The organism is Aliiroseovarius sp. F47248L (genome assembly GCF_023016085.1).
In the GTDB taxonomy this organism is placed as follows: domain Bacteria; phylum Pseudomonadota; class Alphaproteobacteria; order Rhodobacterales; family Rhodobacteraceae; genus Aliiroseovarius.
This window is the reverse complement of record NZ_JALKBF010000001.1, coordinates 106,005-131,661: the sequence shown is the minus strand read 5'-3', so window position 1 is coordinate 131,661 and position 25,657 is coordinate 106,005. Positions and strand designations below refer to the sequence as shown.

The following is a 25,657-nucleotide window of genomic DNA, read 5'->3' as shown; positions in this document are numbered from 1 at the left end:
GGCCCAGCCGCGAGGGGCATAGCCCTTCCATCAGACCGGGATGTTGTCAATCAACCGAACATCTCCAAGTGTCGCAGCAACAAGCAGTCGCGCCGGGCGATCCAGATTTGACACTGGCATCAAATCTGTCGCATCGCGCAATTCCAAATACTCGACCTTATCATAACCTGCCCGCTCAATCTGGGCTTTTGCGCTGTCCAACACCACGCGAATATCTGCGCCGCGCCGTATCGCACGGGCCGCCCGATCCAGTTCGGTCTTTAGCGCAGGCGCAACAGCGCGCTGTTCCGACGACAGGCGCACATTTCGCGAAGACATTGCCAGCCCGTCCTGTTCACGGATCGTTGGGCAACCCAATACTTCCGTCTCGATATCCAAGTCTTCGGACAAACGGCGCACCAACAGCATTTGCTGGTAGTCCTTTTCCCCGAAACAGGCGACATCCGCACGCGACTGCAAAAACAGTTTTGAAACAACTGTCGCTACACCGTCAAAATGCCCCGGACGATGCGCGCCTTCCAATTCTTCGGTCAAACCCGAGACGCGAACGTTGGTCGCGAACCCTTTGGGATAAATCTGATCCGGCGTCGGGACATAGAGCGCATCAATCCCATATGGCGAAAGCTTTGCTGCATCCTCTTCTTCAGTGCGCGGATAGTTTTCCAGATCACCGGGATTGTTAAATTGTTTGGGGTTCACGAAAATGGTGACGATCACGCGATCGGCATTCTGCTTTGCAACCTCGACCAAAGACAAATGCCCCGCATGAAGCGCACCCATTGTAGGAACAACCGCCACGCGTTCACCTTTGAATATCCATTTCCGGCGCAGGGTGCGCAGGTCTTTCTTGGTGCGAACCAGCTTCATTTCTTTGGACCCACATCGGCAAACACATGTTCCGGGCCGGGGAAGCTGCGCGCACGCACCTCTTTGGCATATTGGGCAATGGCTTTGTCGCCATCTTCACCCAAAGTCGCATATCGCTTGGCAAATTTTGGTTTGAATGCTGTGAACAGGCCCAGCATATCATCGACAACAAGGATTTGCCCGTCACAACGAGCGGACGCGCCGATACCGATGGTTGGGATGGACAAGGTTTCGGTGATTTCGTTCGACAGCCCTTCCGGCACTTTCTCAAGCACGACCGAGAAGGCTCCAGCGTTTTCGACCGCCTTTGCATCGGCCAGCACTCGCGCGCGATCTTCCCCGCGCCCCTGCACCTTATAGCCACCTAACGTGTTGATTGCCTGCGGGGTCAGACCGACATGTGCCATGACCGGTATCGATCGACTGGTCAAAAAACGGATCGTTTCGGCCATCGTCACGCCACCTTCCAGCTTAACGGCTGCCGCACCGGTCACGCGCATCAGGCGGGCAGCGTTGCGGAAGGCTTGTTCGGGGCTTTCTTCGTACGATCCAAACGGCATGTCGACGACCATCATGGCCTGCGTCAGCCCGCGTTTCACAGCGGCTCCGTGCAGTTCCATCATCTCCATCGTGACGCTAAGTGTATCGGGGAGGCCATGCACGACCATGCCGACGCTATCGCCTACCAAAACGATGTCACAATGCGCATCCATCATCTGAGCCGTCGGGGTCGCATACGCCGTCAAGCAGACCAGCGGTGTGCCACCTTTGCGCACCCGGATATCCGACGGTGTCGGCACGGTAATCTTAGCAGAAGCGCTCATGGTTTCTCCTCCCCTGATCCTCTTCGCAAGGACACTATAATGCTGCGTCGCAGAATATCAAAGGGGAGTTGCCGCAGCGTCTACCCCTTGCACTGACACAGATTCGCGCGTTTCATGTGGCCTGTCCCGTGTCTTGGGCTAAGGAGGACCGACCATGACCAACTTGAAACTCACCGCAGCCGCCTGGGCGCTTATGGCGACGACCGCGCTGGCCGGAGGCGACGCAATCACGCTTGGCATGGTACTTGAGCCGCCAAACCTTGACCCGACGGGTGGCGCAGCGGCCGCAATTGACGAAGTTGTCTACGCAAACATCTTTGAGGGCCTGACCCGGTTTGGGCCTGATGGATCGGTTCTGCCCGGCCTTGCCAGCGAATGGACGGTCAGCGACGATGGCCTTACCTATACGTTCAAATTGCGCGACGGCGTGACCTTCCATGACGGCAGCACAATGGACGCGGAAGATGTGATCTTCTCGCTTGATCGCGCGCGTGCCGAGGATTCGACCAACGCCCAAAAAGCACTGTTCAAGGATATCGAATCTGTCACCGCCCCCGACCCATTGACGGTCGAGGTCAAATTGTCCGCTCCCAACGGCAATTTCCCGTTCAACATGGCGTGGGGCGACGCCGTAATCGTCGCGCCTGAGAGCATCCAAAACGCCGCCACTGCGCCCGTGGGCACAGGCCCGTTCACTTTCGTCGAATGGGCCAAGGGCGACCATGTGACCGTTGCGCGCAACGACGCCTATTGGGGCGCGGTACCCGCGCTGGCCACGGCCACCTTCAAATTCATCTCGGACCCCAACGCCGCCTTTGCTGCGATGATGGCCGAAGACGTGGATGCGTTCCCGAACTTTCCCGCCACCGAAACCCTGTCGCAATTCGAGGCCGACCCCCGTTTCAACGTGATCGTCGGCTCGACCGAGGGCGAAACAATCCTGTCCATGAACAACAAGTCCGGCCCACTGGCCGATGTCCGGGTGCGCAAGGCGATTGCCCACGCGATCAACCGGCAAGATATCATCGACGGCGCGATGTATGGCTATGGCACGCCCATCGGCAGCCATTTTGCCCCTCATCACCCCGACTATGTTGATTTGACTGGCAACTCTGCCTTTGACCCGGACATGTCGAAATCCCTTCTGGCGGAAGCCGGGGCCGAGGGTTTGACCCTTCGCCTGATGCTTCCGCCCCCATCCTACGCCCGGCGTGGGGGCGAGATCATCGCGGCACAACTGCGCGCAGTCGGGATCAACACCGAGATTTCGAACCTTGAGTGGGCGCAATGGATCGAACAGGTGTTCAAAGGCAAGGATTTCGACCTGACCATCGTCAGCCATACCGAACCTGCCGACATCAACATCTATGCGCGGCCTGATTATTATTTCCAGTATGACAATGCCGATTTCCAGGCACTGATCGACAAGCTGTCAGTGACGTCCGACCCAGCCATGCGGTCAGAGCTGAACAAACAAGCGCAGCAGATGATCGCAGATGACTACGTGAATGGGTATTTGTTCCAACTGGCCAAAACCGGTGTTGCCAACGCGAAGATAAACGGGCTTTGGGAGAACGCGCCGACGCAAGCCAATGACCTGACCGGTGTTAGTTGGTCGGAGTAAGTTTCGAAGGCAATCGAAAGGGCGCTACATCGGGCGCCCTTTTTCATGACTTGGCGGCGTTGGCGTTCGGCGTGATACGTCGGTTCAGCATCGCCTCGCGCCATGTGATGTAACTGACAGCTCCGATGATCACGCCTGCACCTGCAACCACCCATATGTCAACCGGCTCGGCAAACAGCCATGCGCCCATTGCCGCGGCCCAGATGATCTGCACGAAAGTGACAGGTTGCGTCACCGACACCGGAGCCTCGGCAAAGGCGCGGGTCATAGCATAGTGCCCGGCGGTCGCGAAAAAGGCGACCAACACCAGCCATCCCAGCTGGGTTATCGTCGGCACGACCCAGACCACCCATGCCACAGGTGTCAAGCCAATGGTCACAGTGATCGACATCATCGCCACCACCACGGCGGCTGACGTTTCCTGCGACAGGCGCTTGGCGATCAGATAAGATGCGCCAAGGAATATGGCGGTGAACACCATTGAAAGATGCCCCGGCCCAAGCTCACGCAGACCCGGGCGCAAGATGATCAACACACCCAGAAACGCGAAGGCGACCGCGATCATGCGGCGGGTCGAAAACGTCTCACCCAGAAACAGCGCTGCCCCCAACATCACATAGATCGGATTCAGGTAGTTCATCGCCACGACCTCGGCCACGGTGATTTGCGTCATGGCATAAAACCAGCACAGCACTGCACCGCTATGAACCAGCCCGCGCAACGCAAACAGCCGCCAGATTTTGCGCGAGAACCGGACACGTCGCACCTGCCCCAGTGCTGGCAGCACAAAAACCAGCCCAAACGCAAAGCGCAGAAACGCCGCTTGTGCAGATGGCAGCCCCTGCCCCACATGCTTCACCAGCGCATTCATCAGAACAAAGAACAGCCCTGCAGCCAGCATCCACAAGATACCGAAGAGGGGGCGTTGAACGGCTGGGGTCGCGATGCTCATCCGGCGACCTGACCCGAGAATGCCGCGAAAGACAAGAGACCCCGGCGCGGGTTTCCGGGCCGGGGTCTGATTATTCCTTCCGATGGGCCGTGTCAGAGCTGGGCCAGAACCTCGTCCGTGGCCTCAAAGTTTGTGGTAACGCGCTGCACGTCGTCGTCATCCTCCAAGGCATCAACCAACTTCATCAGCTTTTGCATACCGTCAAGGTCAAGCTCGGTGGTCATGTTGGGTTGCCAGATCAGCTTGGTCGACTCCGACTCGCCCAACGCGGCTTCCAGCGCATTTGACACGTCGTTCAGGTCAGTGTCGGCGCAGACGATCCGGTGCCCGTCTTCTGAGGTTTCGCAATCTTCAGCACCAGCTTCAATCGCGGCTTCCATCACTGTGTCAGCGTCGCCTGCATCCAGCGGATAGGTTACTTCACCTTTGCGATCGAACATGAACCCTACGGATCCGGTTTCCCCAAGGTTGCCGCCGTTTTTTGAGAAAGTCGAGCGCACGGTCGAAGCTGTCCGGTTCTTGTTGTCGGTCATCGTCTCAACAATAACGGCCACGCCGTTCGGGCCATAACCCTCGTAGCGGATTTCGTCATAGTTCTCGGCATCTCCACCGATGGCTTTTTTGATCGCTCGATCAATGACGTCCTTTGGCAAAGACTGGCTTTTGCCTTCTTTAACGGCCATGCGCAGACGCGGGTTCTTGTCCGGATCCGGGTCGCCCATCTTGGCAGCCACGGTGATTTCTTTGGCGAGCTTGGAAAACAGCTTCGAACGCGCGGCGTCCTGACGCCCCTTGCGGTGCTGAATGTTTGCCCATTTTGAGTGGCCAGCCATGGCGACCTCCGAATTAATTCAGGTGTAGATGTGTTGCGCGGTTCAATACAGCAGGGGCCGGGTGGGCCGCAAGAGTGTTGCTAGCAAGTTGTCTAAGCGCGTTCGTCCTTGGGCGATCCCATCACGACATGGGTAACGATTTGGTGCACCTGCGGCAGCGTGCCCAGCTTGTCCGTGTGGAAGCGTTTATAGGCGATCAAGTCTTCGGCCTCGACCCGCAGCAGGTACTCGACTGTGCCGGTAATATTGTGACACTCCCGTACTTCGTCATACAGCGCGACCGACCGTTCGAAGCCTTCCTGCGCAGCCTTGGTGTGATCTGACAGGCCGACCGTCACATAGGCGACAAAGCCATTCCCCAATGCAACAGGGTCCAGCACGGCGCGATAGCCCTTGATCACGCCTCGACGCTCAAGCTCTTGCACACGGCGCAGGCATGCCGAAGGGGATAGCCCGACACGGTCAGCAAGCTCGGTGTTGGGCAGACGGCCGTCCCGGGACAGCTCTTGCAATATTTTCTGGTTTATTTGATCAACATTTGACATTTGTTGCAGAGATAGCCGTCAATCATACAACAATGCAATCTTTCGTCGCCAAATCTTCGGATAATTGCATTATGTCTTTTGAACTTCTTTTTGCCTTTGTGGCCTTTGCCTTCGTGTCCTCAATCACACCGGGACCAAACAACCTGATGCTAATGGCGTCTGGCGCGAATTTCGGATTTCAGCGCACCATTCCGCATATGCTGGGGATCGGCATCGGTTTTACCTTCATGATCGTGCTGGTCGGCGCGGGACTGATGACTTTGTTTGATCTTTATCCCGTCAGCTACACCATCCTAAAAGCTGGCAGTGTGGTGTATCTGCTTTGGCTCGCATGGAAAATTGCAAACGCGTCCGAACCCGGCTCCGGCAAAGCGGGCGGCTCACCGATGAGCTTTCTGCAAGCCGCCGCTTTTCAGTGGGTTAATCCCAAGGCTTGGGCCATGGCGCTGACTGCGATCAGTGTTTATGCGCCTTCGCGCGATATGGCGGCCGTGGTTCTTGTCGCCACGATCTTCGGCATCGTGAACCTGCCTTCTGTTTCGGTGTGGACCATTTTGGGGCAGAAAATACGGGTGATCCTGACCAACCCAACGCGCCTTCGGTCGTTCAATATAACGATGGCTCTGTTGCTGGTCGCTACACTTTTCCCCGTAATCTACGGGTGACGTTGCCGCGTACAGGCGGTAAGCCTTGAGGCATGACAACAGATCAAATCATCCTCTTCTCGCTTTTCGGTGCGGTTTTCGGCCTGCTGCTTTGGGGCCGCTATCGCTATGACCTTGTGGCTTTTACCGCCTTAATGGTCGGTGTCGTCTTGGGCGTCGTACCAACCAAAGATGCGTTTTCGGGCTTTGGCCATCCGGCCACGCTGATCGTGGCGCTGGTGCTGGTGGTGTCTGCGGGATTGGTGCGGTCGGGCGCAGTGTTCCTAATCACCCGCACGATGGTGGATGCTTCGCGCTCGCTTGGGGCGCATATCGCATTGATGGGCGCGATTGGTGGCGTCTTGTCAGCGTTTATGAACAACGTAGCCGCCTTGGCACTTCTGATGCCGGTCGATGTGCAGACCGCTCGCAAAGCAGGTCGCCCACCGGGGTTGAGCCTGATGCCCCTGTCCTTCGCGACCATTTTAGGCGGCATGGTCACGCTGATCGGCACCCCACCCAACATCATCATCGCCTCGATTCGAGGGGAAGCCTTGGGCGAGCCGTTCCACATGTTCGATTTCGCTCCAGTTGGAGCTGCCACAGCCGTTGCAGGTCTGATTTTCGTCGCCCTGATTGGTTGGCGGCTGATTCCGCAGGCTGAAACCGTCGAGAATGGATCGGATCCAATGGAGAATTTCGGCCTTTATGTCGCGGAGCTGACCGTGCCGGAAGAGTCGAAACATATCGGCAAACGCCTGAAAGATCTGGACGAAGTGGCCGAGAAGAACGATGTCGCGATCCTTGGTCTTGTGCGCGCTGGCAAACGTCGTTACGGCACCCAACGCGCTACGAAACTTGAAGCTGGCGATGCTTTGGTGCTGGAAGCCCGGCCCGAGGCGTTGGACGAATTTCGCGCCGCCCTGAGCCTGAAATTCACAGATGCCGAGCGCGAGGAAAAACTACGGGCAGAAGGTGATGGGTTGTCCAAGATCGAGATTGTTGTGCCCGTTAATGCCCGCATCGTGGGCAAGACCGCTCAGTCCATCGGGCTGAACTGGCGACAGCGATCTGTCCTTCTGGGCATTTCACGTGCCGGAAAGCGAATCACCAAGCAGGTCCGCAAGACGGAAGTGCGCGCCGGTGACATACTTCTACTGCTCGTCCCACAAGGAACCGAGGCTGATGTCACCGAGTGGCTAGGTGCTCTGCCACTTGCAGAACGCGGGCTGAAAGTCACGCAGGACGACAAGGTCTGGTTGGCGATTGGATTGTTTGGCGGGGCCGTCGCGGCAGCCAGCTTTGGCCTTGTCTATCTGCCCGTCGCGTTGGGGCTTGTGGTCGTGGGATACACCCTGACCAAGATTGTGCCGCTGTCCGAACTTTATTCCCACATAGAATGGCCGGTGGTTGTTCTGCTGGGGTCGATGATTCCGCTGGGCGCGGCGCTAGAAACCTCGGGCGGCACCGAACTGATCGCGAACGCATTGGTGGGGATCACGCAGGGCATGCCCGCCTGGGCTGTGTTGACGGTTTTGATGGTCGTCACCATGACCCTGTCCGATGTGCTGAACAACACCGCCACCACCATCGTGGCCGCCCCGGTTGGCATCCAGATGGCGCAGACCCTTGGCAAGAACCCCGACCCGTTTCTGATGGCGGTCGCAGTGGCAGCAAGCTGCGCCTTCCTGACGCCGATCGGTCACAAAAACAACACGCTGATCCTTGGCCCCGGCGGCTATCGCTTTGGCGACTACTGGCGAATGGGATTGCCGTTGGAAGTTTTGGTCGTTGCCGTCTCGATCCCCGCCATTCTGGTGTTCTGGCCGTTATGATCCGCGCTATGTTTAGAGTGGCCAGATGAACGGGATCAGAGCCGAGGCCAGAAGCCCCACCGACAGATTCAGCGGAATACCGACCTTCAGGAAGTCCGAGAACTTATAGCCGCCCGGACCATAAACCAGCGTATTGGTCTGGTATCCGATGGGGGTTGCAAAGCTGGCCGAAGCCGCGACCATTACAGCCACGACAAGTGGGCGCGGGTCCAAACCCAAAGCATTGGCAAGGCCGATGGCAATCGGAGTCACAACCACGGCCACCGCATTGTTTGACACAAGCTCGGTCAGGACTGACGTCAGCAGATAGATCGCCCAGACAATCAGGAACGGGTGCAAGTTGCCTAGAAGCGGCGCTACGTTTTCCGCGATAAGGCTAACCGCGCCCGAGTTTTCCAACCCAGCACCGATGGCCAGCATCGAGAAAATCAAGACCAACAATCGGCCATCTACCGCGCCAAAAGCCTCGTCCGCGTCGATACATCGTGTCAGCAGCACCATCGCCACGGCCAGCACGGTCAGATAAAAAATCGGCGCCACCCCAAGGCCAGCCAGGACAACCAGACCCACCAGTGCCCCGATGGCGATCGGTGCGTGACCGCGTCGATATTCCCGCGCAGACGGTTTTGAGACATCCAGAAGGTTCATATCTTGCGCCAACCGATGAATATCCTCGGGCGCACCTTCCAGCAGCAGCGTATCTCCCACGCGTACCACAAGATCATCCAGTTGCCGACCGATGTTTTGGTTCTTGCGATGCACCGCAAGGGGATAAACGCCGTAACGGCGGCGCAAACGCATCCGGCCCAACTGCTTTCCGACCATGCCGCAATCCGGGGTGATCAGAACTTCGACAGTCGTGGTTTCGACCGCAGACACCTGGTCCACACGTTTTAGGCTTTTGTCGCGTTGCAAGCTCAGAAGTTCGGTCATTGCCGTACGCAGGACAACACGGTCGCCGACCTGCAACGTGACCCCGTCCAAATTGCGCCGCAACGAGGCATCGCCTCGCACCACGTCGACCAGCCTGACACCATCGCGTTTAAACAATTGCACGCCGTTCACCTCGCGCCCGATCAGGTTGCTTTCCGGCGGAACCACGGCTTCGGTAAAGAACTTTTTGCGGGACCGATCGGACAATAGCGATGCCATACTGTCGCGATCCGGCAGGATCTTCGGCGCGATGAAATAGATATAGATCATCCCCCAGGCGACCAGCGCTATGCCCAGCGGCGTGACTTCGAAAATCGTGAAGGCCTGCAATCCGTTGGCGCGCGCCACACCATCCACCAACAGGTTTGTGGAGGTCCCGATCAACGTCAGCGTCCCCCCCAGGATGGCCCCATAACTAAGCGGTATAAGCAGTTTCGACGCCGAGGTGCCGATCTTCTTGGCAAGTTGCACGAAGACAGGAATCATCACCACGACGACAGGCGTATTTGAGACAAAGGCCGAAGCAATCACCACGAAACCCATCAGCGCCGATAGCGCCAGAACGGGGCTTTTTTCGGCCCTGCGTTCGGCAATTTGCGTGAACCAATGAAGTGCGCCCGTGCGCACAAGCGCGCCCATCACGATGAACATGCCTGCAATGGTCCACGGAGCGGGGTTCGATAAAACCTTCAAGCCTTGATTATAATCCAAGATGCCTAAGACCAGCATGATGGCGACACCACCAATGGCCACGACCTCGGTCGGGAAAGTCTCGCGCAAGAACATCACGAACATACCTGCCACGACCAGCAATGAAAGCACTGCCAATGTCATATCGCCAAAATCAAATAGGCCCATTCGCTGTCCCTGTTTGGTTCGTCAGTGCAGTCTTGCCCCGTGCGCGCCCGGTGAGCAAGCGCGGTTTTCACCAAATATATGGCGTACGATACGGGACCGACCGCACGTTTCACAGGTTAATACCGTTGGGTCGTCTGTTCAGCCCAGATCGGATGGAGTCGATTGCTCCAATCGCCCCCCTTCGCGGATCATCTGAACGCGCGTGGCTTTGCCTGTACGGTCATCCGTTTCAACATACAGGCCCGACAATGTGGCCTCGCCTGATGCGGGGGTGAAACGGCTTTTCGACATGCCAGTGATGAATCGGCGCATCGGCTCTTCTTTCTGCATTCCGATCACGCTGTCATAATCGCCACACATCCCGGCATCGGACTGGAACGCCGTGCCTCTGGCCAGGATCTGCGCATCCGCGGTCGGCACATGGGTGTGGGTGCCCACGACCACACTGGCCCGCCCGTCACACCAATGCCCCATGCCCATCTTTTCCGACGTAGCCTCGCAATGGATGTCGACCAGCGACGCCTGAACCGCCCCGCCAAGAGGATGACGTTTCAGCACCGCATCGACCGCCGAAAATGGGTCGTCAAAAGGCCGCTTCATGAACACCTGGCCCAGAGCTTGCGTCACCAAAATCTTGCGCCCACGCGCGTCCGAAAACACCCGCGCCCCGGTGCCCGGGGCGTCCTTGGCATAGTTCAGCGGGCGAATGATCCGCGATTCCTGCTCGCAAAATGTCAGCATTTCGCGCTGGTCAAACGCATGATCGCCTAGCGTGATCACATCGGCACCCGCATCCAGGATTGAGCGCGCATGTGCAGCGGTCAGTCCCGCCCCCCCCGTCGCGTTTTCACTGTTCACCACCACGAAATCCAGTTTCCATGCCTCGCGCAGAAACTTCAGCCGTTCGGTCACCGCGCGCCGGCCCGCGCGCCCCATTACATCGCCAAGAAAAAGTATCTTCATGCCCCCAGCCCTAGGGCGGATCACATGAAAGGGCAAGCCAAAGCGTTGGAATCAAACCCAATGCACGCCTTCATCCGTGACGATGGCGTCCAACAACTGATCGGTGGGTTCAAGCGGCACCGTTTCTACTTCTTGTGCGCTGTAGGCATAACCGACGGCAAGTGTTGGCCGCTTGGCTCGAAGCCCCTCCAGCGTGCGGTCATAGAACCCACCTCCATAGCCCAAGCGACCTCCGTTGCGGTCAAAAGCCAGCAAGGGCACAATCAACAGTTCGGGCTCGATAAACTGGCGCGAAGCTGGGATGAAGGCCCCGAAGGCACCCTCGGTCATCTCGCAATCCGGAGTCCAGAGCGCAAAGCGCAGCGGTTCGCCCAGCTTGCCAATGACAGGCACGCAGACAGGTCCATGCACAGCCATCGCCGCCATCACTGGCACCGGCGTGATTTCGGTACGGATCGGCATATAGCCGGACAGTGCCTCGCCCTTGTGCTCGGTCACGACCGATAGAAGGTGCGCCACACCCGCTGCAGATCGTGCTTCGCTATGCACATCTTTCCGACGGGCAAAGGCCGCCTTACGCGCCTCGTCCTTTGTCTTTTTCAGGTCGGTTTGATCTATCATCATTGCAGCATCACCGCAGCAAGTCCCAAGAAAGCAAAGAAGCCCACAACATCGGTGACCGTTGTCACAAACGCGCCCGATGCCAGCGCGGGGTCAATATCGAGACGTTCCAACACAACAGGGATGATAACTCCCGCCAGACCCGCCACCACCAAATTCACGACCATCGCAACGGCGATCACGACGCCCAGCAATGGGGTTCCAAACCACGCGACGCCCACAAGCCCCATCACAACTGCAAAGATCAGACCGTTAATCAATCCGACCGCAGCCTCTCGCCGGATCACTCGCCAGACGTTGGCCGAGGTCAGGTCTTTCGTTGCCAGCGAACGCACCGCCACGGTCAGCGATTGCGTGCCCGCATTGCCCCCCATCGACGCCACGATCGGCATCAGGACGGCCAAGGCAACGAACCGTGCGATCACGTCTTCGAACTGCGCGATCACCAGTGACGCCAGAATGGCAGTCACAAGGTTCACCGCAAGCCAAGGGAAGCGGCGCTTGGTGGTGTCGATCACCCGATCCGACAGGCTGCTTTCACCGACCCCCGCCAGACGCATGATGTCTTCTTCATGCTCTTCGTCCAGAATCACCATGGCATCGTCGATGGTGATCACCCCGACCAGACGGTCATCCGCATCGACCACGGGGGCTGAAATCAAGTGATACTGGTTGAACGCATAGGCGACTTCGCCTTCATCTTGCATCACAGGGATTGTGCGAAAGCTGTCCTCGGCAATTTCCGTCATCTTGACTTTGCGGGCACTGCCCATCAAGCGCCCCAAAGTGACATATCCGGTCGGGCGCATCCGAGGGTCGACCAGAATGACATGATAGAACTGTTCAGGCAGGTCATCCTGATTGCGTAGAAAATCAATGGTCTGCCCAACATCCCAGTGCTCCGGTGCAAACACCAGTTCGCGCTGCATCAAACGGCCGGCAGATTCCTCGGGATAGGATAGGGATTGTTCGACCACAGCCCGGTCGTCATCATCCAACGCTTTCAGAACCGCCGCTGTTTGCGGTTCATCAAGGTCTTCGATCAGGTCAACAACATCGTCGGTTTCCAACTCGCGAACCGCATCGGCCAGAACCTTGGGCGACATCGCCCCAACGATTTCCTCGCGCAGCCCCTCGTCCAATTCGGACAGAATCTCTCCGTCCAGTTCACCACCGTATAGGCGCACAAGCGCGACACGCTCATCATGGCCCAATTGTTCAATAATATCGGCGATGTCTGCAGGGTGGACGGGTTCAAGCGCCCGGACCAACGCCTCGGCGTCTTCCGCCTCAAGGGCGTTCAGAACCGGCTGGAACACCTCACTATCCAGTTCATAATCGCCTTCTTCGAGCGCATCGTCGCTATGTTGTTCATCCAGCATCACGAAGCCCTCCTGATTGGTCTGCGCGAACATAGGGCATGGCCCAACGCAATGGAACAGGAAGAAACTCGTTGCCACGTTAATTTTCCAAACGTAATCTGCCCGATGCATTGACGAAAGGCGCGACATGCAGCTTCTTCTGGGACAAACCATCCGCTTTGCCGCTGACCCATTCAAGGTCCCCGTGACCGATAGTGCGACACACGAACGTCGCGGCGCGGTCGCCCTAAATGGTGGAAAGATTGCAGATATCGGATCAGTAGATGACCTGCGGATGAAGTACCCGCAGGCAGAGGTCACCGATTATGGCGATGCGCTGATCTCGCCGGGGTTTGTCGACGCGCATGCGCATTATCCCCAGACCGCGATCATCGCGTCATGGGGCAAGCGGCTGATTGACTGGCTGAACAGCTATACCTTTCCCGAGGAAAGCCGTTTCGGCGATCCTGCCCACGCCGCCGGGGTTGCCGAGACCTATTTCGATCTTGTCACCGCATCGGGCACCACAACCACGGTCAGCTATTGCACCATCCACCCGGAAAGCGTGGACGCTTATTTCACCGCCGCCGCTAAGCGCGGGTTGCGGGTGCTGGGCGGCAAGACCTGCATGGATCGCAACGCCCCCGATACGCTGCAAGACACACCGCAAAGCGCATATGACGACAGCAAGGCGCTGTTGAACCGCTGGCACGGGCAGGATCGTCTATCCTATGTCATCACACCCCGTTTTGCGCCCACCTCGACCCCCGAACAGCTTGAGGCGTTGGGCACGCTGTGGGCCGAGAACCCGGACGTGCTGATGCAGACCCATATCAGCGAACAGCATGAGGAAATCGCGTGGGTCGCGGACCTGTTTCCGGACGCGAAGGATTATCTTGATGTCTATGAGCGTTTCGGCCTGGTCGGCCCCGGTGCGCTTTTGGGGCACGCCATTCACCTGACCGACCGCGAACGCGACCGCATCCGAGAGGTGGACGCGAGCCTGATCCATTGCCCGACATCAAACATGTTCATCGGGTCCGGACTGTTCGACATGCACGGCTTGATGGAGCAAAGGCACCGGATCGGCTTGGCCACCGATACCGGCGGCGGATCATCCTTTTCGATGCTGCGCACCATGGCGGCAGCCTACGAGGTGGCCCAACTTCGCGGCCATCCGCTACACCCCGCGCAGCTTTGGTGGCTGGCAACCAAAGGTTCGGCTCGGGCTCTGCGTTTGGACGACAAGATTGGCACACTTGAACCGGGCACCGAGGCCGACATTACGGTGATCGATTTGGCCTCGACACACGCCATCGCTCAGCGCGCTGTACGCGCCGAGGATATATGGCAAACCATCTTCCCCACCATCATGATGGGGGATGACCGCGCGATCAAAGCCGTCTGGACCAATGGCGCGCTTCTTAGAAGCTGACCAGGGCCACCCCGACCAGAACAAACGCCGCCCCGGCCATTTCCTGCCGTGATAGCCCTTCGCCAATTACAAAGGCATAGGCCAGCACCAAAAGGGATTCGGTGGCAATGATCGCAATATAGGCAAGACCAAGTTCAACTTGGCGAAGCAAAAGCACTTCTGAAACGACGGTGCCTGCCAAAACGGCGACAAGTAGCGCCAGTGGCAACAGCGCAAATCCATAAGAAAAATGCTTCATCAAAATGGTCGAAACCCCGTAACCAAGGGCAGCGGCCAGTGCTAAAAATGTCTTGTCACTCATTACGGAAAGCATGGTGAGTCCATCCTTTCTGCGGCAATATCCGCGTGAGAGAGGTTTTAAAATAAGGTTGACCTTAACAGATTTTGATCCGTTCTCAAAGCACCACGATCAGCTCCTTACGCACCAAGGCGAGCCGCAAGGCGGTTTTGATCTTCGATCAGACGCGGCAGGTCGACCGTTGTAATCTGTCCGTCTTGCACGACCTGGCGTCCTTCAACAAACAAGTCGCGGACCTGACGCGGACCAGCCAGAACCAGCGCTGACGGGTCCCAACTGCCTGCAGATTCCAGCCCCGAAACATCCCAAATCGCGATGTCTGCACGTTGCCCCACAGCGATCTGACCGCAATCGGACCGCCCCAAAACCTCGGCCCCGCCACGGGTGGCTATGCGCAACACTTCGCGGGCGCTCATCTTGTCGGCACCAAAGGCGACGCGTTGCAACAGCATGGCTTGCCGAACCTCATCCATCAGATTGCCTTGATCATTGGACGCCGATCCATCGACCCCCAAGCCGATCTTGACGCCCGCATCGCGCATTTGGCGCACCGGTGCGATCCCCGATCCAAGTCGACAGTTCGAACACGGACAATGCGCCACCCCGGTTCGAGTGTGGGCGAACAGGTCTATCTCGGTGCTGTCCAGCTTGACGCAATGGGCGTGCCAAACATCATTCCCTACCCAACCCAGATCCTCTGCGTATTGACCGGGGCGGCAACCGAACTGTGCTTGACTGTAGGCTATATCCTCGTCGTTTTCGGCCAGATGAGTGTGCATCATCACACCTTTATCGCGTGCCAGAACGGCGGCGTCCCTCATCAACTCGCGACTGACCGAAAATGGGGAACACGGCGCCACACCCACGCGCAGCATCGACCCTTCGGACGGATCGTGAAAGGCGTCGATCACGCGAATGCAATCTTCAAGAATGGTGCTTTCACGTTCGACCAGCATGTCGGGTGGCAGACCGCCATCGCTTTCCCCAATCGACATCGCACCACGCGTGGGATGAAACCGAAGCCCAAGTTCACGTGCGCCGTCAATCGTATCCTCAAGCCGCGCTCCGTTGGGGTAGAGATAAAGGTGGTCCGAGCTCATCGTGCAGCCTGACAGGGCTAGTTCGGCCAAACCAACCATCGCCGACACGCGCATCTCGTCCGGTCCGAAGCGTGCCCAGATCGGATACAGTGTCTGAAGCCAGCCGAACAGAAGCGCATCCTGCCCCCCTGGCACCGCCCGCGTCAAAGTCTGATACAGATGATGATGCGTATTCACCAAACCCGGCGTCACGACGGCGCGGCTTGCGTCCAGCACCTCGCAATCCCGCTCAAGCTCGGGCCCAATAGCGATGATAATCCCATTCGAGATGCGAATGTCGGTGGACGACAATTCGCGACTGTCATCATCCATTGTCAGAATGGTTCGTGCATTGCGGATCAGATAGTCCATGTTGTCTCCTCCCGCCCATTTCGGTGAGACAACTGTGGCGGCGACAGAAAGGGCAAAGGACTCGCGCGCAGTGTCAGCTTGCCATGCGGCGAAGGTGTCCGACAATACCCTTGATCAACTGTTTAGGCCTTGGACAAGATTTCTAATGCGGCTGCATGAATCTGCGAATTGGCTGCGGCCAAAACGCGTCCGCCCTGATGCGCTGGGCCACCATCCCAATTGGTAACAATACCACCCGCCGCCTGGATCACCGCCATCGGGCCTTGGATATCATAGGCCTGCAAGCCCGCCTCGACCACAAGGTCGATCTGCCCCGACGCCACCAATCCATAGGCATAACAATCCAATCCGAACCGCGTCAGCTTGACCTTTTTTGACAGTCGTTGAAACGCCTGCCCTTCTTCACACGTGCCGACCTCGGGAAACGTGGTGAAAAGGATGGCATCCGATAGATTGCGTGGTGCGCGGGTTTGCAAGCGGCGCGACCCTTGCGGCCCATCCACACGGGCTTCACCGAAACCGCCGACAAACCTTTCCCCAATGTAAGGTTGATCTATGATGCCAAGTTGGGGGCCGCTGTCATCTCCGACCGCGATCAAAACCCCCCATGTGGGCGTGCCCGACAAAAAGGCACGGGTGCCATCGATCGGGTCAAGCACCCATGTCAGACCACTCTCCCCGGCCGTCATGCCGTATTCCTCGCCCAGAATGGCGTCCTTGGGACGTCGAACTGCCAGAATATCGCGCATCGCGCGTTCTGCCGCACGGTCGCCTTCGGTGACAGGGTCAAACCCTTCGTTGAGCTTGTTATCAGTGGACAAATCATCGGCACGGAAAAAGGGTAGAATGGCTTTGCGCGCCGCTTCGGCCAATGCCTCTGCAACGCGCAACAAGTCTTGTTGGGTCTCTGTCGTCAGATCGGTCACCATGTCACCCCGGCAGTTGTTGACTGCGCGGTAGCAGGGCAACCGGTCTGGCGTCAAGCTCAGGCCACGTCCGACAGGACACGCGCCAATTCAAACAGGCGTCTGCGCTGATTGTCGGGGATAGCATAATAGCTGCGCACCAGTTCCAGCGCTTCTTTGTCGGCCAGAATATCGCCGGGCAGCGCACCTTCGGTATCGGCATCAGGTTTGCTTTCCAACCCTTCGAAGAAAAAGCTGACTGGTACAGAAAGCGCGGCCGCAATATCCCAAAGCCGTGAGGCCGAGACGCGGTTCATGCCGGTTTCGTATTTCTGGATCTGCTGGAATTTGATCCCTACTTTTTCAGCCAACTGCTGCTGCGTCATCCCCACCATCCAACGGCGGTGACGAACGCGTTTACCGACATGGACATCCACTGGATGCTTCATTGAACCACTCCTCGTTACTAGATTGAATTACGCAACCACTGATCACGCGACGGCGCATTCACTCAACCTGTCTTTTTGGTCAGCTTCAGCGTCAATAATGAAAAACTTATTAATACCAATGCGATATGCATACTAATCGTTGTTTTTCGCGCCTCCACCACAGCGAAAGTCGCCCAGAGGAAAGCACACGCAAAAGGAGATTAGCAGCAAGTTTTGCATTTTGCAACTCCACAACGCAAAGGCGAGCGAATGATTCTCTACTATCTTGCTCGATTTTCTGTGCGGAAACGCCTAAGGAGTGACCAAAAGGAGGCCGTATGAAAACCTTTCTAGTCACCGATTTCGACCGCCCCGCTCAACTGGCCGACGTTCCCACACCGACCCCCGCGACGGGCCAGGCACTGGTGGACATTCGAGCCTGCGGTTTGAATTTCGCCGATCTTCTGATGACCAAAGGCAAATATCAAGACACGCCCACACCTCCTTTTTCGCTGGGGATGGAACCGGCGGGGATCGTCATCGCGCTTGGACCTGACACTGACGGGCCTGAACCGGGAACGCGGGTTGTCGTCTTCTCAGGCCGCAACGGTCTGGCCGAGAAAGGTGTGTTCGATGCAACTCGATGCCTGGCTCTGCCCGACAACATGAGCTTCGAAGACGCTGCCGCTTTCCAGATCGCCTATGGTACCAGCCACATGGCACTAGACTACAAAGCACGGCTGCAACCTGGCGAAACACTGGTTGTCTTGGGGGCAGCTGGCGGGGTCGGTCTGACTGCAGTCGAGATTGGCAAAGTCATGGGTGCCCGCGTTATTGCCTGCGCACGTGGGACCAAGAAGCTGGAGATTTGCCGCCGAGCAGGCGCGGATCATCTGATTGACACCGACACTCAGGACATCCGGGATGAGATCAAGGCACTGGGCGGGGCAGATGTGGTCTATGACGCCATCGGAGGCAAGCAATTCAACGCAGCTTTTCGCGCCTGCAATCCGGATGCCCGCATCCTGCTGATCGGGTTTGCAAGCGGCGATCTGCCTGACGTGCGACCCAACCATATGCTGGTCAAGAATATCACACTGATCGGCTTTTACTGGGGCGGATATCTGAAATTCCGGCCTGGACTATTAACCGACAGCCTGCGTCAATTGCTGACATGGTATGGCATGGGCAAGATCAAACCGCATGTCAGCCACACGCTGCCACTAGACCGCGCGAACGAGGCGTTGGACCTACTCCGACAGCGCAAATCGACGGGCAAGGTGGTCGTCACCATGCCGACTTCGCCCTAAAGCTCGGCAAACGCGCGGCGGATCATCGACAACAGATCCTGCATGGCCTGACCACCAGAATTACTCGCCGCATACATGTTCACTCGAGTGACAGCCAGCTCGGGCAATGCTCCGCCGTGGTCGATCTGCTCCAAAAATGGTTGGACGGTGCCGTCGATTACCGCGTGCACCGCCAAATCTGCCGACAGCGAAGCCTCGATCGTGCGTGTGGAATCGCCATCCACGCCCATCTCCCACTGAATATTCGCTGCATTAAGCGCCTTCTGAACACCTTTACGGAAGATGCAGTTCCGCTCGAAAGCAAGGCGCAGGGGGCGACTGCGCCACGCTTGACCATTTGGCGCGCCAACCCAAACCAAGGGAAGCGCTGCCAGAGTTTCAGCGCCCGCATCCTTTTCTTCCTCGGTGGTTAATATGATGTCACATTCACCACGCGCAAACATGGACTTCAAACGGCTTGTATAGGACGAGATCAAGTGGACGCGCATACGCGGATACTCAGCGTGAAATTGTTTCAACACCGTCGGGATCGCCGGATAAACAACATCCGAGGGCACGCCCAATACGATTTCGCCCTCATACGCGTGATCGGTGAGCCGCGCATAGACTTCGTCATTCAGACGCATCATGCGACGCGCATATCCCAACAACTGCTCGCCGTCTGCTGTCAGAGACACGCCCCGACCCGAACGGTCCAAAAGGGGACGCCCCAGACTTTCTTCAAGTCGTTTCAATTGCATCGACACTGCTGATTGGGTCAGGTGTAAAAGCCCTGCCGCCCGCGTTACTCCGCCTGCGTCCGCCACGGTGACAAAACTGCGCATTGCCGTCAGATCAAGGTTTCGGGGCATATCACACCTTTTGATATATTAGAGCAAAAACATTCATTTTACTTATCAAACCCAAATCAGCATAAACATCAAGAACGTTGATGCAACGTCTATCAACCATATACCCTAAGAAGGAGTGACGAGATGTCTGCTGTTACCTGCACCAATACCCCTATCGCAAAACGCGCGTTCTCGCCGCTGGCTTGGCTAGTCCACGCTTGGGAAGTTCACCGCGAACGTCGTGCGCTGGCAAATCTGGACGCCAACCAGTTGAAAGATATCGGCCTGACCGCCGACGCTGCGTATCGCGAAGCAAGTCGGCCCGTTTGGGATATTCCAGCACAGTTGGACTAATACCTGATCTTTCCGATCAAGTTACCCTATTCCTCTTGAAATACTGACCGCTCTTGCCGATATTAAGGCCAAGGGCGGTTTCCGTTTGGGGCTCGCCAGTTGTGATTTTCTGGAGGTCTAAATGGCTCAATTTGATACGGTTCGCGCAGGTGTAGGCACCCGTGCCGCAATCGACGAGGGGCTTCGCGCCCATATGAATAAGGTCTACGGGCTTATGTCCGTCGGTCTTCTAATTACCGCGTTGGCAAGCTGGGCCATTGCTGGCCTTGCTGTCACCACCGATCCGACAGGTGCAACCGCTGCAATCAGCGAAGGTAAGTATCTGACCGGATTAGGTCAGGCGATCTACATGTCCCCGCTGAAATGGGTGGTCATGTTTGCGCCTTTGGCGATGGTTTTCGCCTTCGGAGCTGCGATTAACCGCTTGTCCGCATCTGGTGCGCAACTGTTCTTCTATGCATTTGCCGCGCTTATGGGGCTGTCGATCAGTTCGATTTTCCTGGTCTTCACCGGTGTGTCGATCGTGCAAACCTTCCTGATCACCGCAATCGCATTTGCGGGTCTGAGCCTTTATGGCTACACCACCAAGCGCGATCTTAGCGCGCTGGGTGCGTTCCTGATCATGGGCCTGATCGGTCTGATCGTGGCCTCAATCGTGAACATCTTCATCGGAAGCTCGATGCTTCATTTCGCCATTTCGGTGATCGGTGTGCTGATCTTTGCAGGCTTGACCGCTTATGACACGCAAAAGATCAAGACAGACTATATCGCGCATGCGCAGGCGATGGATAGCGAATGGCTTGCGAAATCCGCGATCATGGGTGCTCTGAACCTGTATCTGGACTTCATCAACCTGTTCATGTTTCTGCTGCAATTCCTGGGCAATCGCGAGTGATGGGAGCGCAATAGAAAAAGAAAGGCCGGTCACTGCGACCGGCCTTTTTTTGTTATGAGACACCCATGAACCCCACTATCGAAACCATTGCAAAACTCGTTCTCAGCCCACTTTTGGTGGCGCAAGCCCTTAAGGTTAGAAACACTGCTTCAACCCTGCCTGAACCCCCGGGGCATAGGTCTGGTCAATTCGGCATCGGCACACCTCTGCGCCTCTTGATCGTTGGTGACAGCTCGGCCGCTGGTGTTGGTGCCAAACACCAGAACGAGGCCTTGTCAGGTCAACTGGTACAAGCGCTTGGATCGTCACACCGAATTGACTGGAAACTGGTCGCCCGAACCGGCGCCACCACCCGCGAAGCGTTACCTTTACTAAGATCGCAGATTTCCGTTCCGACAGACGTCGCGCTTGTCGTGCTTGGGGTGAATGATGTGACCAGCCAGATCCCGCTAGCCCATCTTCTTCAGGCGCGCGAAAAACTCTATGAACACCTTTTCAGTGTTTGGGGTGCCAAACGGGTGATTGCCGCTGGCATACCGCCGCTGGGTAATTTCCCTTTGTTGCCGCAACCTTTGCGCTGGTTTCTGGGCGTTCAGGCGCGTCGTTTTGATAAGGCTCTACAACGGCAAGCCCAAGAGCTTGGCGTTGACTACGTCCCGTTCGACATCCCACTGACGCTTGAAATGATGGCCGAAGACGGCTTTCATCCGGGGGTCAACGCGTATTTCTTGATAGGCAGAACAGTCGCCGAAAAAATTCTTCACCGCTAACGACCAGTTGTGGACGCGCGGCAAAGATAAAGGCCGCGCCCAACAGCACGGCCTTTTCGAAACTCGAAAGAGATCAAGATTACTTGATCTTACCTTCTTTATACTCAACGTGCTTGCGTACAACCGGGTCGTATTTCTTCACGACCATTTTTTCGGTCATGGTGCGAGCATTTTTCTTGGTCACATAGAAGTGGCCTGTATCCGCGGTCGAGTTCAGGCGGATTTTGATAGTGGTCGGCTTCGCCATGTCGTCAGCTCCTCATCGGGTGGGCGCACCCCGCCCGGGTAAATCTCTGGAACCCGCCTTTTAGCGCCATTGGCCCCCGAGTCAACAGGCAATCGGGAAATTCGCGTGCGTTCCGAAACCACGCGTGCAACGGTGCCCTTACGGCGTGAATTCATGCGCGGATGGCCTATAAGCCGGATTCTGTCCAGGTGTTGCCACCGTGGATGACCATTCCTCTAGGATGCCTGTTACCAGACACCTCAAGCTGCCAACCCGGACCTGCAAAAGCCAAGGCGGCTTTGGGGCAAGCCCCGTGCGGTCCCTATTTGGCATTGCTCCTGGTGGGGCTTGCCGTGCCGCCCTTGTTGCCAAGCGCGCGGTGGGCTCTTACCCCACCGTTTCACCATCACCCGCGCAAGCGCAGGCAGTCTGTTCTCTGTGGCGCTTTCCCTCGGGTTTCCCCGGCCGGGTATTACCCGGCACCATTGCCTTATGGAGTCCGGACTTTCCTCGCGTCACGCAGGGGCATGCCCCCACAGTCACCCGCGGTCATCCAGCCATCCGCGCAAAGTTTGACTTAGGCCAAGGGTGCAGGCAGGTCAACGCCGAAGCGTTTGGCAAGGTCACTGACGATCCCCATGTCACGGGCGTCTAGCGGTCCGTGCGCCCAAGGACGGAAGCGTTGGCGCAAGGCATCCAACACAGCATCACACCCGGTGTCAGTGGGATAGCCGAAAATGGCAGCCTGACGAAGAAACGCTGCCTCGTCCGGCGCGACCTCTGACCCATCCGGCCAGATGGTTAGCTCTTGGCGTGCTAGCCGGGACCACGGAAACCGGCGGCCGGGGTCGAATTTGCGGCCTGGTGCCATGTCACTGTGGCCAATCACCCCTTCCGCCGGGATGGACCAACGGTCCATGATTTGCGGCAAAATCCGATCAAGCTGCGCAAGTTGCGCTTCGCTGAAAGGGGACGACCCGTCATTGTCGATTTCAATACCGACCGAGCGGGAGTTGATGTCATCCATCCCGCGCCACATACCCGCGCCCGCATGCCAGGCGCGCTTGTCTTCATCGACCAGTTGAAACAACTGTCCGTCGCGATGCAGCAAATAATGGGCAGACACTTCGTGTTCGGGGGCACATAGCCGCTCTAACGCCTCAGCGGGATCGGGCATCGCAGTGTAGTGAAGTACGACCAGTGACGGCGTAAGCCCGCCCCGGCGCGGGCCGAAATTCGGGGACGGACAGGGCGTGATCTGCACCTATTCGCTCGCGACAGTTTCGCCCGAAATATTCAACGTATCGCCCGGAAGCGGAGCTGGATCAGACAGATCTGTCGAATCGGACGTATTTGCCGATTCCGCTGCGTCCGTCGTGTCATCTGTCGTGATGCCCAGCGCCTCAAGGTCCGCTCTGCTGATGCCCGTTTCTTCGACCACGGTGGCATCTTCGGCCACACCGCGTGCGGTCCGGAAGGGGGCTGGGTTCCAACCACAGGCAAAACCGTCGCCATCAGGGTCCAGTCCATGTCTGTCTCGATTCGGGCCACCAGCCTCAAGAAATGCGATCTGAGCAAAATCGGCCGAGGTATAGCGCGCACAATTGCGCTGCGCCCGCGCTTCGCCTGACAAGGCCGAACGCGAGTAGATCGATTGCCCCACCGTATTGGTAGTCGACAATGCGAACTCGACCACAGACACATCGCCCCCATCAGGCCGATCCGGCACAGCCACGACTTCAGCCTGAGTATAAGCGGCTTGATAGCTTTCCAGCCGCTCTGCATCGCTTTCGATGCTTTCGCGGGCGGCCACGGCGCTGAAATTCTGTTCGTCGGAAATGGCTGGTGCAGCAGCTGTATCCTGGCCGCCATCAATCGACTGACTAGTTACTGAGCTTCCTTCGATCATCGCCGACAATGGCGCACCCGATACAGCCTCGGCACGCGGCACAACGGTGTCCGGTGAACGGCTGTCAGGCGCATTGCTAACGCAGGCAGACAGTGATGCTACAAAGGCGAACCCAATGAAATACCGCATAGAACCCTCTTTCTGGCAGGCAGATTGGTTGACCCGCCTGCGTTACCACCATTTCTGGGGCTTTGCTACAAATCCGGCGCGCGCCTCGACCTCGTGAGCGATATTCAGCAAATCGCCTTCTTCCCACGGTCGTCCGATCAGTTGCAGACCAAGTGGCAGACCTTGCGCATCCAGACCGGCGGGAATCGAGATACCGGGCAGACCGGCAAGGTTCACGGTCACGGTGAACACGTCGTTCAGATACATTTTGACCGGGTCTGCGTTTTCCATCTCGCCCAGCCCAAACGCGGCTGACGGTGTGGCCGGTGTCAGGATCGCGTCGATGCCCTGTGCGAACACATCGTCGAAGTCCTTCTTGATCAACGCGCGGACCTTGCGGGCGCGGTTGTAATAGGCGTCATAAAAGCCCGCCGACAGCACGTAGGTGCCAACCATCACGCGCCGCTGTACCTCGTCGCCGAACCCTTCGGCGCGGGTCTTTTCATACATCTCGGTGATACCGTCCCCCTGCCCCAGCTTGGCGCGGTGGCCGTATCGCACGCCGTCATAACGGGCGAGGTTCGATGACGCCTCGGCAGGTGCAATTACGTAGTAGGCAGGCAGCGCGTATTTCGTGTGCGGCAGGCTGATATCCACGATCTCGGCCCCGGCATCGCGCAGCATGTCTGCGCCCTTGGACCAAAGCGCCTCGATCTCATCCGGCATGCCGTCCATGCGGTATTCCTTGGGGATGCCGATTTTCTTGCCCTTGATGTCGCCGGTCAGCATCGCTTCGAAATTCGGTACCGGAATATCGGCGCTGGTCGAATCCTTCATGTCGTGGCCGCACATGGCTTCCAGCATGATGGCCGCATCGCGCACCGATTTGGTCATTGGCCCGGCCTGATCCAACGACGAGGCAAAAGCCACAACGCCCCAGCGCGAGCAGCGGCCATAGGTGGGCTTGATGCCGTTGATGCCGGTAAACGCGGCGGGCTGACGGATCGAGCCGCCCGTGTCTGTGCCGGTGGCAGCGAGACAAAGGTCAGCGGCCACAGCGGACGCCGACCCGCCGGACGACCCGCCGGGTGTCAACTTGCGATCATCAATCTTCCACGGGTTCACAGCATTGCCATAAACCGATGTCTCGTTCGACGACCCCATAGCAAATTCGTCCATGTTCAGCTTGCCCAACATGACTGTGCCACTGTCCAGAAGGTTCTGGCTGACGGTCGATTCGTATTCCGGAATGAAGCCCTCAAGGATGCGGCTGCCCGCCTGCGACGCCACGCCCTTGGTGCAGAACAGATCCTTGATGCCCAACGGAATGCCGCACATATCAGGCGCGTCACCTGCCTTGATCCGCGCGTCCGCCGCTTTGGCCTGTTCGCGTGCCAATTCAGGCGTGTTATGCACAAATGCGCCCAGCGCGCTTGCGCCTTCGATTTCGGTCAGACACGCCTCGGTCAATTCCGCCGAGGTCAGATCGCCCTTGCGCATCGCGTCACGGGCCTCGGCAATCGTCAGTTTGTTCAGGTCAGCCATTATTCCACCACCTTCGGCACGGCAAAGAAGCCTTCGCGCGCATCAGGCGCATTCGACAGGATCTTGTCCTGCATGTCGCCATCGGTCACCACGTCTTCCCGACGCTTCAGGCGCATCGGCGTAACCGAGGTCATCGGCTCGACGCCGTCCACGTCCACCTCGTTCAACTGCTCGATAAAGCCGAGGATCGCGTTGAAGTTTTCGGCCAGCTCCGGCAGGCGGTCGTCTTCGACCTTGATGCGGGCCAGATGCGCAACCTTGCGCGCGGTTTCGATGTCGATCGACATGGGTGGCTCCCGTGTGTGTTTCGCCAGATCGTTTAGCGCGCACCCG

General features: G+C 57.7%; 27 protein-coding genes and 1 other RNA gene. 8 read left to right on the top strand and 20 right to left on the bottom strand.

Annotation, left to right across the window (positions count from 1 at the left end):
* Positions 1–30: 30 nt before the first annotated feature.
* Positions 31–867: a pantoate--beta-alanine ligase gene (panC, locus tag MWU51_RS00780; protein WP_247033151.1), complete on the bottom strand. Its 837-nt coding sequence runs from the start codon at positions 865–867 to the stop codon at positions 31–33.
* Complete coding sequence (gene panB / locus MWU51_RS00775; RefSeq protein ID WP_247033145.1) at positions 864–1,691, bottom strand: 3-methyl-2-oxobutanoate hydroxymethyltransferase; 828 nt, start codon at positions 1,689–1,691, stop codon at positions 864–866. The genes panC and panB overlap by 4 nt, the downstream gene beginning before the upstream one ends.
* A 154-nt stretch (positions 1,692–1,845) precedes the next feature.
* Here panB and MWU51_RS00770 point away from each other — a divergent pair, with 154 nt between their 5' ends.
* Positions 1,846–3,315, top strand: a complete 1,470-nt coding sequence (locus tag MWU51_RS00770; RefSeq protein WP_247033144.1) for an ABC transporter substrate-binding protein — start codon at positions 1,846–1,848, stop codon at positions 3,313–3,315.
* A 43-nt stretch (positions 3,316–3,358) separates the two neighbouring features.
* Here MWU51_RS00770 and MWU51_RS00765 read toward each other — a convergent pair whose 3' ends face one another.
* The 3 genes from MWU51_RS00765 to MWU51_RS00755 all read right to left on the bottom strand — a co-directional run bounded on the left by MWU51_RS00765 (position 3,359) and on the right by MWU51_RS00755 (position 5,645).
* Positions 3,359–4,267: a DMT family transporter gene (locus MWU51_RS00765; RefSeq protein WP_247033143.1), complete on the bottom strand. Its 909-nt coding sequence runs from the start codon at positions 4,265–4,267 to the stop codon at positions 3,359–3,361.
* A 92-nt stretch (positions 4,268–4,359) separates the two neighbouring features.
* Positions 4,360–5,100: a YebC/PmpR family DNA-binding transcriptional regulator gene (locus tag MWU51_RS00760; RefSeq protein WP_247033142.1), complete on the bottom strand. Its 741-nt coding sequence runs from the start codon at positions 5,098–5,100 to the stop codon at positions 4,360–4,362.
* Between the two features lie 92 nt (positions 5,101–5,192).
* Positions 5,193–5,645: an Lrp/AsnC family transcriptional regulator gene (locus MWU51_RS00755; RefSeq protein WP_247033141.1), complete on the bottom strand. Its 453-nt coding sequence runs from the start codon at positions 5,643–5,645 to the stop codon at positions 5,193–5,195.
* Between the two features lie 71 nt (positions 5,646–5,716).
* Between MWU51_RS00755 and MWU51_RS00750 the strand changes: the two genes are divergently transcribed.
* Together MWU51_RS00750 and MWU51_RS00745 are read left to right on the top strand one after the other, a co-directional pair.
* On the top strand, positions 5,717–6,310 hold the full coding sequence (locus tag MWU51_RS00750) for a LysE family translocator (protein WP_247033140.1): 594 nt from the start codon (positions 5,717–5,719) through the stop codon (positions 6,308–6,310).
* Positions 6,311–6,342: 32 nt separating this feature from the next.
* A complete protein-coding gene (locus tag MWU51_RS00745) occupies positions 6,343–8,124 on the top strand; it encodes an SLC13 family permease (protein ID WP_247033139.1) in 1,782 nt (593 codons plus the stop codon).
* Between the two features lie 12 nt (positions 8,125–8,136).
* Here the strand turns inward: MWU51_RS00745 and MWU51_RS00740 are convergent, their stop codons facing one another.
* From MWU51_RS00740 to mgtE, 4 genes are all read right to left on the bottom strand, one after another.
* The gene (locus MWU51_RS00740; RefSeq protein ID WP_247033137.1) at positions 8,137–9,915 is read right to left on the bottom strand and encodes an SLC13 family permease; all 1,779 of its coding nucleotides are present in this window, start codon (positions 9,913–9,915) and stop codon (positions 8,137–8,139) included.
* A 138-nt stretch (positions 9,916–10,053) separates the two neighbouring features.
* Positions 10,054–10,878 carry a TIGR00282 family metallophosphoesterase gene (locus MWU51_RS00735; protein ID WP_247033135.1) on the bottom strand — a complete coding sequence of 275 codons (825 nt, stop codon included), beginning with the start codon at positions 10,876–10,878 and terminating at the stop codon, positions 10,054–10,056.
* 51 nt (positions 10,879–10,929) lie between these two features.
* Positions 10,930–11,499 carry a 5-formyltetrahydrofolate cyclo-ligase gene (locus MWU51_RS00730; RefSeq protein WP_247038631.1) on the bottom strand — a complete coding sequence of 190 codons (570 nt, stop codon included), beginning with the start codon at positions 11,497–11,499 and terminating at the stop codon, positions 10,930–10,932.
* A complete protein-coding gene (gene mgtE, locus MWU51_RS00725; RefSeq protein WP_247033134.1) occupies positions 11,499–12,881 on the bottom strand; it encodes a magnesium transporter in 1,383 nt (460 codons plus the stop codon). Before mgtE ends, MWU51_RS00730 begins: the two co-directional genes overlap by 1 nt.
* Positions 12,882–13,008: 127 nt before the next feature.
* Between mgtE and guaD the strand changes: the two genes are divergently transcribed.
* Entirely contained in the window at positions 13,009–14,295 is a 1,287-nt protein-coding gene (guaD, locus tag MWU51_RS00720) for a guanine deaminase (protein ID WP_247033133.1), read from the top strand.
* On the opposite strand, the gene MWU51_RS00715 is transcribed toward guaD, so the two are convergent.
* The 4 genes from MWU51_RS00715 to MWU51_RS00700 form a co-directional block, all read right to left on the bottom strand.
* Positions 14,285–14,596: a 5-aminolevulinate synthase gene (locus MWU51_RS00715; RefSeq protein WP_229836738.1), complete on the bottom strand. Its 312-nt coding sequence runs from the start codon at positions 14,594–14,596 to the stop codon at positions 14,285–14,287. The genes guaD and MWU51_RS00715 overlap by 11 nt on opposite strands.
* A gap of 116 nt (positions 14,597–14,712) precedes the next feature.
* Positions 14,713–16,044 carry an 8-oxoguanine deaminase gene (locus tag MWU51_RS00710; protein ID WP_247033130.1) on the bottom strand — a complete coding sequence of 444 codons (1,332 nt, stop codon included), beginning with the start codon at positions 16,042–16,044 and terminating at the stop codon, positions 14,713–14,715.
* Between the two features lie 122 nt (positions 16,045–16,166).
* Complete coding sequence (gene hisN, locus MWU51_RS00705; RefSeq protein WP_247033128.1) at positions 16,167–16,973, bottom strand: histidinol-phosphatase; 807 nt, start codon at positions 16,971–16,973, stop codon at positions 16,167–16,169.
* A 56-nt stretch (positions 16,974–17,029) separates the two neighbouring features.
* Entirely contained in the window at positions 17,030–17,398 is a 369-nt protein-coding gene (locus MWU51_RS00700; RefSeq protein WP_091428302.1) for a helix-turn-helix transcriptional regulator, read from the bottom strand.
* A gap of 317 nt (positions 17,399–17,715) precedes the next feature.
* Here MWU51_RS00700 and MWU51_RS00695 point away from each other — a divergent pair, with 317 nt between their 5' ends.
* Positions 17,716–18,687: an NADPH:quinone oxidoreductase family protein gene (locus MWU51_RS00695; RefSeq protein WP_247033127.1), complete on the top strand. Its 972-nt coding sequence runs from the start codon at positions 17,716–17,718 to the stop codon at positions 18,685–18,687.
* On the opposite strand, the gene MWU51_RS00690 is transcribed toward MWU51_RS00695, so the two are convergent.
* A complete protein-coding gene (locus tag MWU51_RS00690; RefSeq protein WP_247033126.1) occupies positions 18,684–19,538 on the bottom strand; it encodes a LysR family transcriptional regulator in 855 nt (284 codons plus the stop codon). The genes MWU51_RS00695 and MWU51_RS00690 overlap by 4 nt on opposite strands.
* A 123-nt stretch (positions 19,539–19,661) precedes the next feature.
* Between MWU51_RS00690 and MWU51_RS00685 the strand changes: the two genes are divergently transcribed.
* The 3 genes from MWU51_RS00685 to MWU51_RS00675 all read left to right on the top strand — a co-directional run bounded on the left by MWU51_RS00685 (position 19,662) and on the right by MWU51_RS00675 (position 21,536).
* The gene (locus MWU51_RS00685; RefSeq protein ID WP_247033124.1) at positions 19,662–19,871 is read left to right on the top strand and encodes a DUF1127 domain-containing protein; all 210 of its coding nucleotides are present in this window, start codon (positions 19,662–19,664) and stop codon (positions 19,869–19,871) included.
* Between the two features lie 121 nt (positions 19,872–19,992).
* Positions 19,993–20,766, top strand: coding sequence for a Bax inhibitor-1/YccA family protein (locus MWU51_RS00680; RefSeq protein WP_247033123.1), 774 nt, complete (start codon positions 19,993–19,995; stop codon positions 20,764–20,766).
* 65 nt (positions 20,767–20,831) lie between these two features.
* Entirely contained in the window at positions 20,832–21,536 is a 705-nt protein-coding gene (locus MWU51_RS00675; RefSeq protein WP_247033116.1) for an SGNH/GDSL hydrolase family protein, read from the top strand.
* A 79-nt stretch (positions 21,537–21,615) separates the two neighbouring features.
* Here the strand turns inward: MWU51_RS00675 and rpmG are convergent, their stop codons facing one another.
* From rpmG to gatC, 6 genes are all read right to left on the bottom strand, one after another.
* On the bottom strand, positions 21,616–21,783 hold the full coding sequence (gene rpmG / locus MWU51_RS00670; protein ID WP_008034579.1) for a 50S ribosomal protein L33: 168 nt from the start codon (positions 21,781–21,783) through the stop codon (positions 21,616–21,618).
* Positions 21,784–21,936: 153 nt separating this feature from the next.
* Positions 21,937–22,327, bottom strand: an RNA gene (gene rnpB, locus MWU51_RS00665) — RNase P RNA component class A.
* 12 nt (positions 22,328–22,339) lie between these two features.
* Entirely contained in the window at positions 22,340–23,026 is a 687-nt protein-coding gene (locus tag MWU51_RS00660) for an N-acetylmuramoyl-L-alanine amidase (RefSeq protein WP_247033114.1), read from the bottom strand.
* Positions 23,027–23,800 carry a hypothetical protein gene (locus tag MWU51_RS00655; protein WP_247033112.1) on the bottom strand — a complete coding sequence of 258 codons (774 nt, stop codon included), beginning with the start codon at positions 23,798–23,800 and terminating at the stop codon, positions 23,027–23,029. It abuts the gene before it with no gap.
* Between the two features lie 42 nt (positions 23,801–23,842).
* Positions 23,843–25,324 carry an Asp-tRNA(Asn)/Glu-tRNA(Gln) amidotransferase subunit GatA gene (gatA, locus tag MWU51_RS00650; protein WP_247033110.1) on the bottom strand — a complete coding sequence of 494 codons (1,482 nt, stop codon included), beginning with the start codon at positions 25,322–25,324 and terminating at the stop codon, positions 23,843–23,845.
* A complete protein-coding gene (gatC, locus tag MWU51_RS00645) occupies positions 25,324–25,611 on the bottom strand; it encodes an Asp-tRNA(Asn)/Glu-tRNA(Gln) amidotransferase subunit GatC (RefSeq protein WP_247033108.1) in 288 nt (95 codons plus the stop codon). Before gatC ends, gatA begins: the two co-directional genes overlap by 1 nt.
* Positions 25,612–25,657: the final 46 nt, after the last annotated feature.

Coding starts and splice junctions, on each gene's coding strand:
- panC (WP_247033151.1), bottom strand. CDS start 867: ATGAAGCTGGTTCGCACCAAGAAAGACCTGCGCACCCTGCGCCGGAAA.
- panB (WP_247033145.1), bottom strand. CDS start 1,691: ATGAGCGCTTCTGCTAAGATTACCGTGCCGACACCGTCGGATATCCGG.
- MWU51_RS00770 (WP_247033144.1), top strand. CDS start 1,846: ATGACCAACTTGAAACTCACCGCAGCCGCCTGGGCGCTTATGGCGACG.
- MWU51_RS00765 (WP_247033143.1), bottom strand. CDS start 4,267: ATGAGCATCGCGACCCCAGCCGTTCAACGCCCCCTCTTCGGTATCTTG.
- MWU51_RS00760 (WP_247033142.1), bottom strand. CDS start 5,100: ATGGCTGGCCACTCAAAATGGGCAAACATTCAGCACCGCAAGGGGCGT.
- MWU51_RS00755 (WP_247033141.1), bottom strand. CDS start 5,645: ATGTCAAATGTTGATCAAATAAACCAGAAAATATTGCAAGAGCTGTCC.
- MWU51_RS00750 (WP_247033140.1), top strand. CDS start 5,717: ATGTCTTTTGAACTTCTTTTTGCCTTTGTGGCCTTTGCCTTCGTGTCC.
- MWU51_RS00745 (WP_247033139.1), top strand. CDS start 6,343: ATGACAACAGATCAAATCATCCTCTTCTCGCTTTTCGGTGCGGTTTTC.
- MWU51_RS00740 (WP_247033137.1), bottom strand. CDS start 9,915: ATGGGCCTATTTGATTTTGGCGATATGACATTGGCAGTGCTTTCATTG.
- MWU51_RS00735 (WP_247033135.1), bottom strand. CDS start 10,878: ATGAAGATACTTTTTCTTGGCGATGTAATGGGGCGCGCGGGCCGGCGC.
- MWU51_RS00730 (WP_247038631.1), bottom strand. CDS start 11,499: ATGATAGATCAAACCGACCTGAAAAAGACAAAGGACGAGGCGCGTAAG.
- mgtE (WP_247033134.1), bottom strand. CDS start 12,881: ATGCTGGATGAACAACATAGCGACGATGCGCTCGAAGAAGGCGATTAT.
- guaD (WP_247033133.1), top strand. CDS start 13,009: ATGCAGCTTCTTCTGGGACAAACCATCCGCTTTGCCGCTGACCCATTC.
- MWU51_RS00715 (WP_229836738.1), bottom strand. CDS start 14,596: ATGAGTGACAAGACATTTTTAGCACTGGCCGCTGCCCTTGGTTACGGG.
- MWU51_RS00710 (WP_247033130.1), bottom strand. CDS start 16,044: ATGGACTATCTGATCCGCAATGCACGAACCATTCTGACAATGGATGAT.
- hisN (WP_247033128.1), bottom strand. CDS start 16,973: ATGGTGACCGATCTGACGACAGAGACCCAACAAGACTTGTTGCGCGTT.
- MWU51_RS00700 (WP_091428302.1), bottom strand. CDS start 17,398: ATGAAGCATCCAGTGGATGTCCATGTCGGTAAACGCGTTCGTCACCGC.
- MWU51_RS00695 (WP_247033127.1), top strand. CDS start 17,716: ATGAAAACCTTTCTAGTCACCGATTTCGACCGCCCCGCTCAACTGGCC.
- MWU51_RS00690 (WP_247033126.1), bottom strand. CDS start 19,538: ATGCCCCGAAACCTTGATCTGACGGCAATGCGCAGTTTTGTCACCGTG.
- MWU51_RS00685 (WP_247033124.1), top strand. CDS start 19,662: ATGTCTGCTGTTACCTGCACCAATACCCCTATCGCAAAACGCGCGTTC.
- MWU51_RS00680 (WP_247033123.1), top strand. CDS start 19,993: ATGGCTCAATTTGATACGGTTCGCGCAGGTGTAGGCACCCGTGCCGCA.
- MWU51_RS00675 (WP_247033116.1), top strand. CDS start 20,832: ATGAACCCCACTATCGAAACCATTGCAAAACTCGTTCTCAGCCCACTT.
- rpmG (WP_008034579.1), bottom strand. CDS start 21,783: ATGGCGAAGCCGACCACTATCAAAATCCGCCTGAACTCGACCGCGGAT.
- MWU51_RS00655 (WP_247033112.1), bottom strand. CDS start 23,800: ATGCGGTATTTCATTGGGTTCGCCTTTGTAGCATCACTGTCTGCCTGC.
- gatA (WP_247033110.1), bottom strand. CDS start 25,324: ATGGCTGACCTGAACAAACTGACGATTGCCGAGGCCCGTGACGCGATG.
- gatC (WP_247033108.1), bottom strand. CDS start 25,611: ATGTCGATCGACATCGAAACCGCGCGCAAGGTTGCGCATCTGGCCCGC.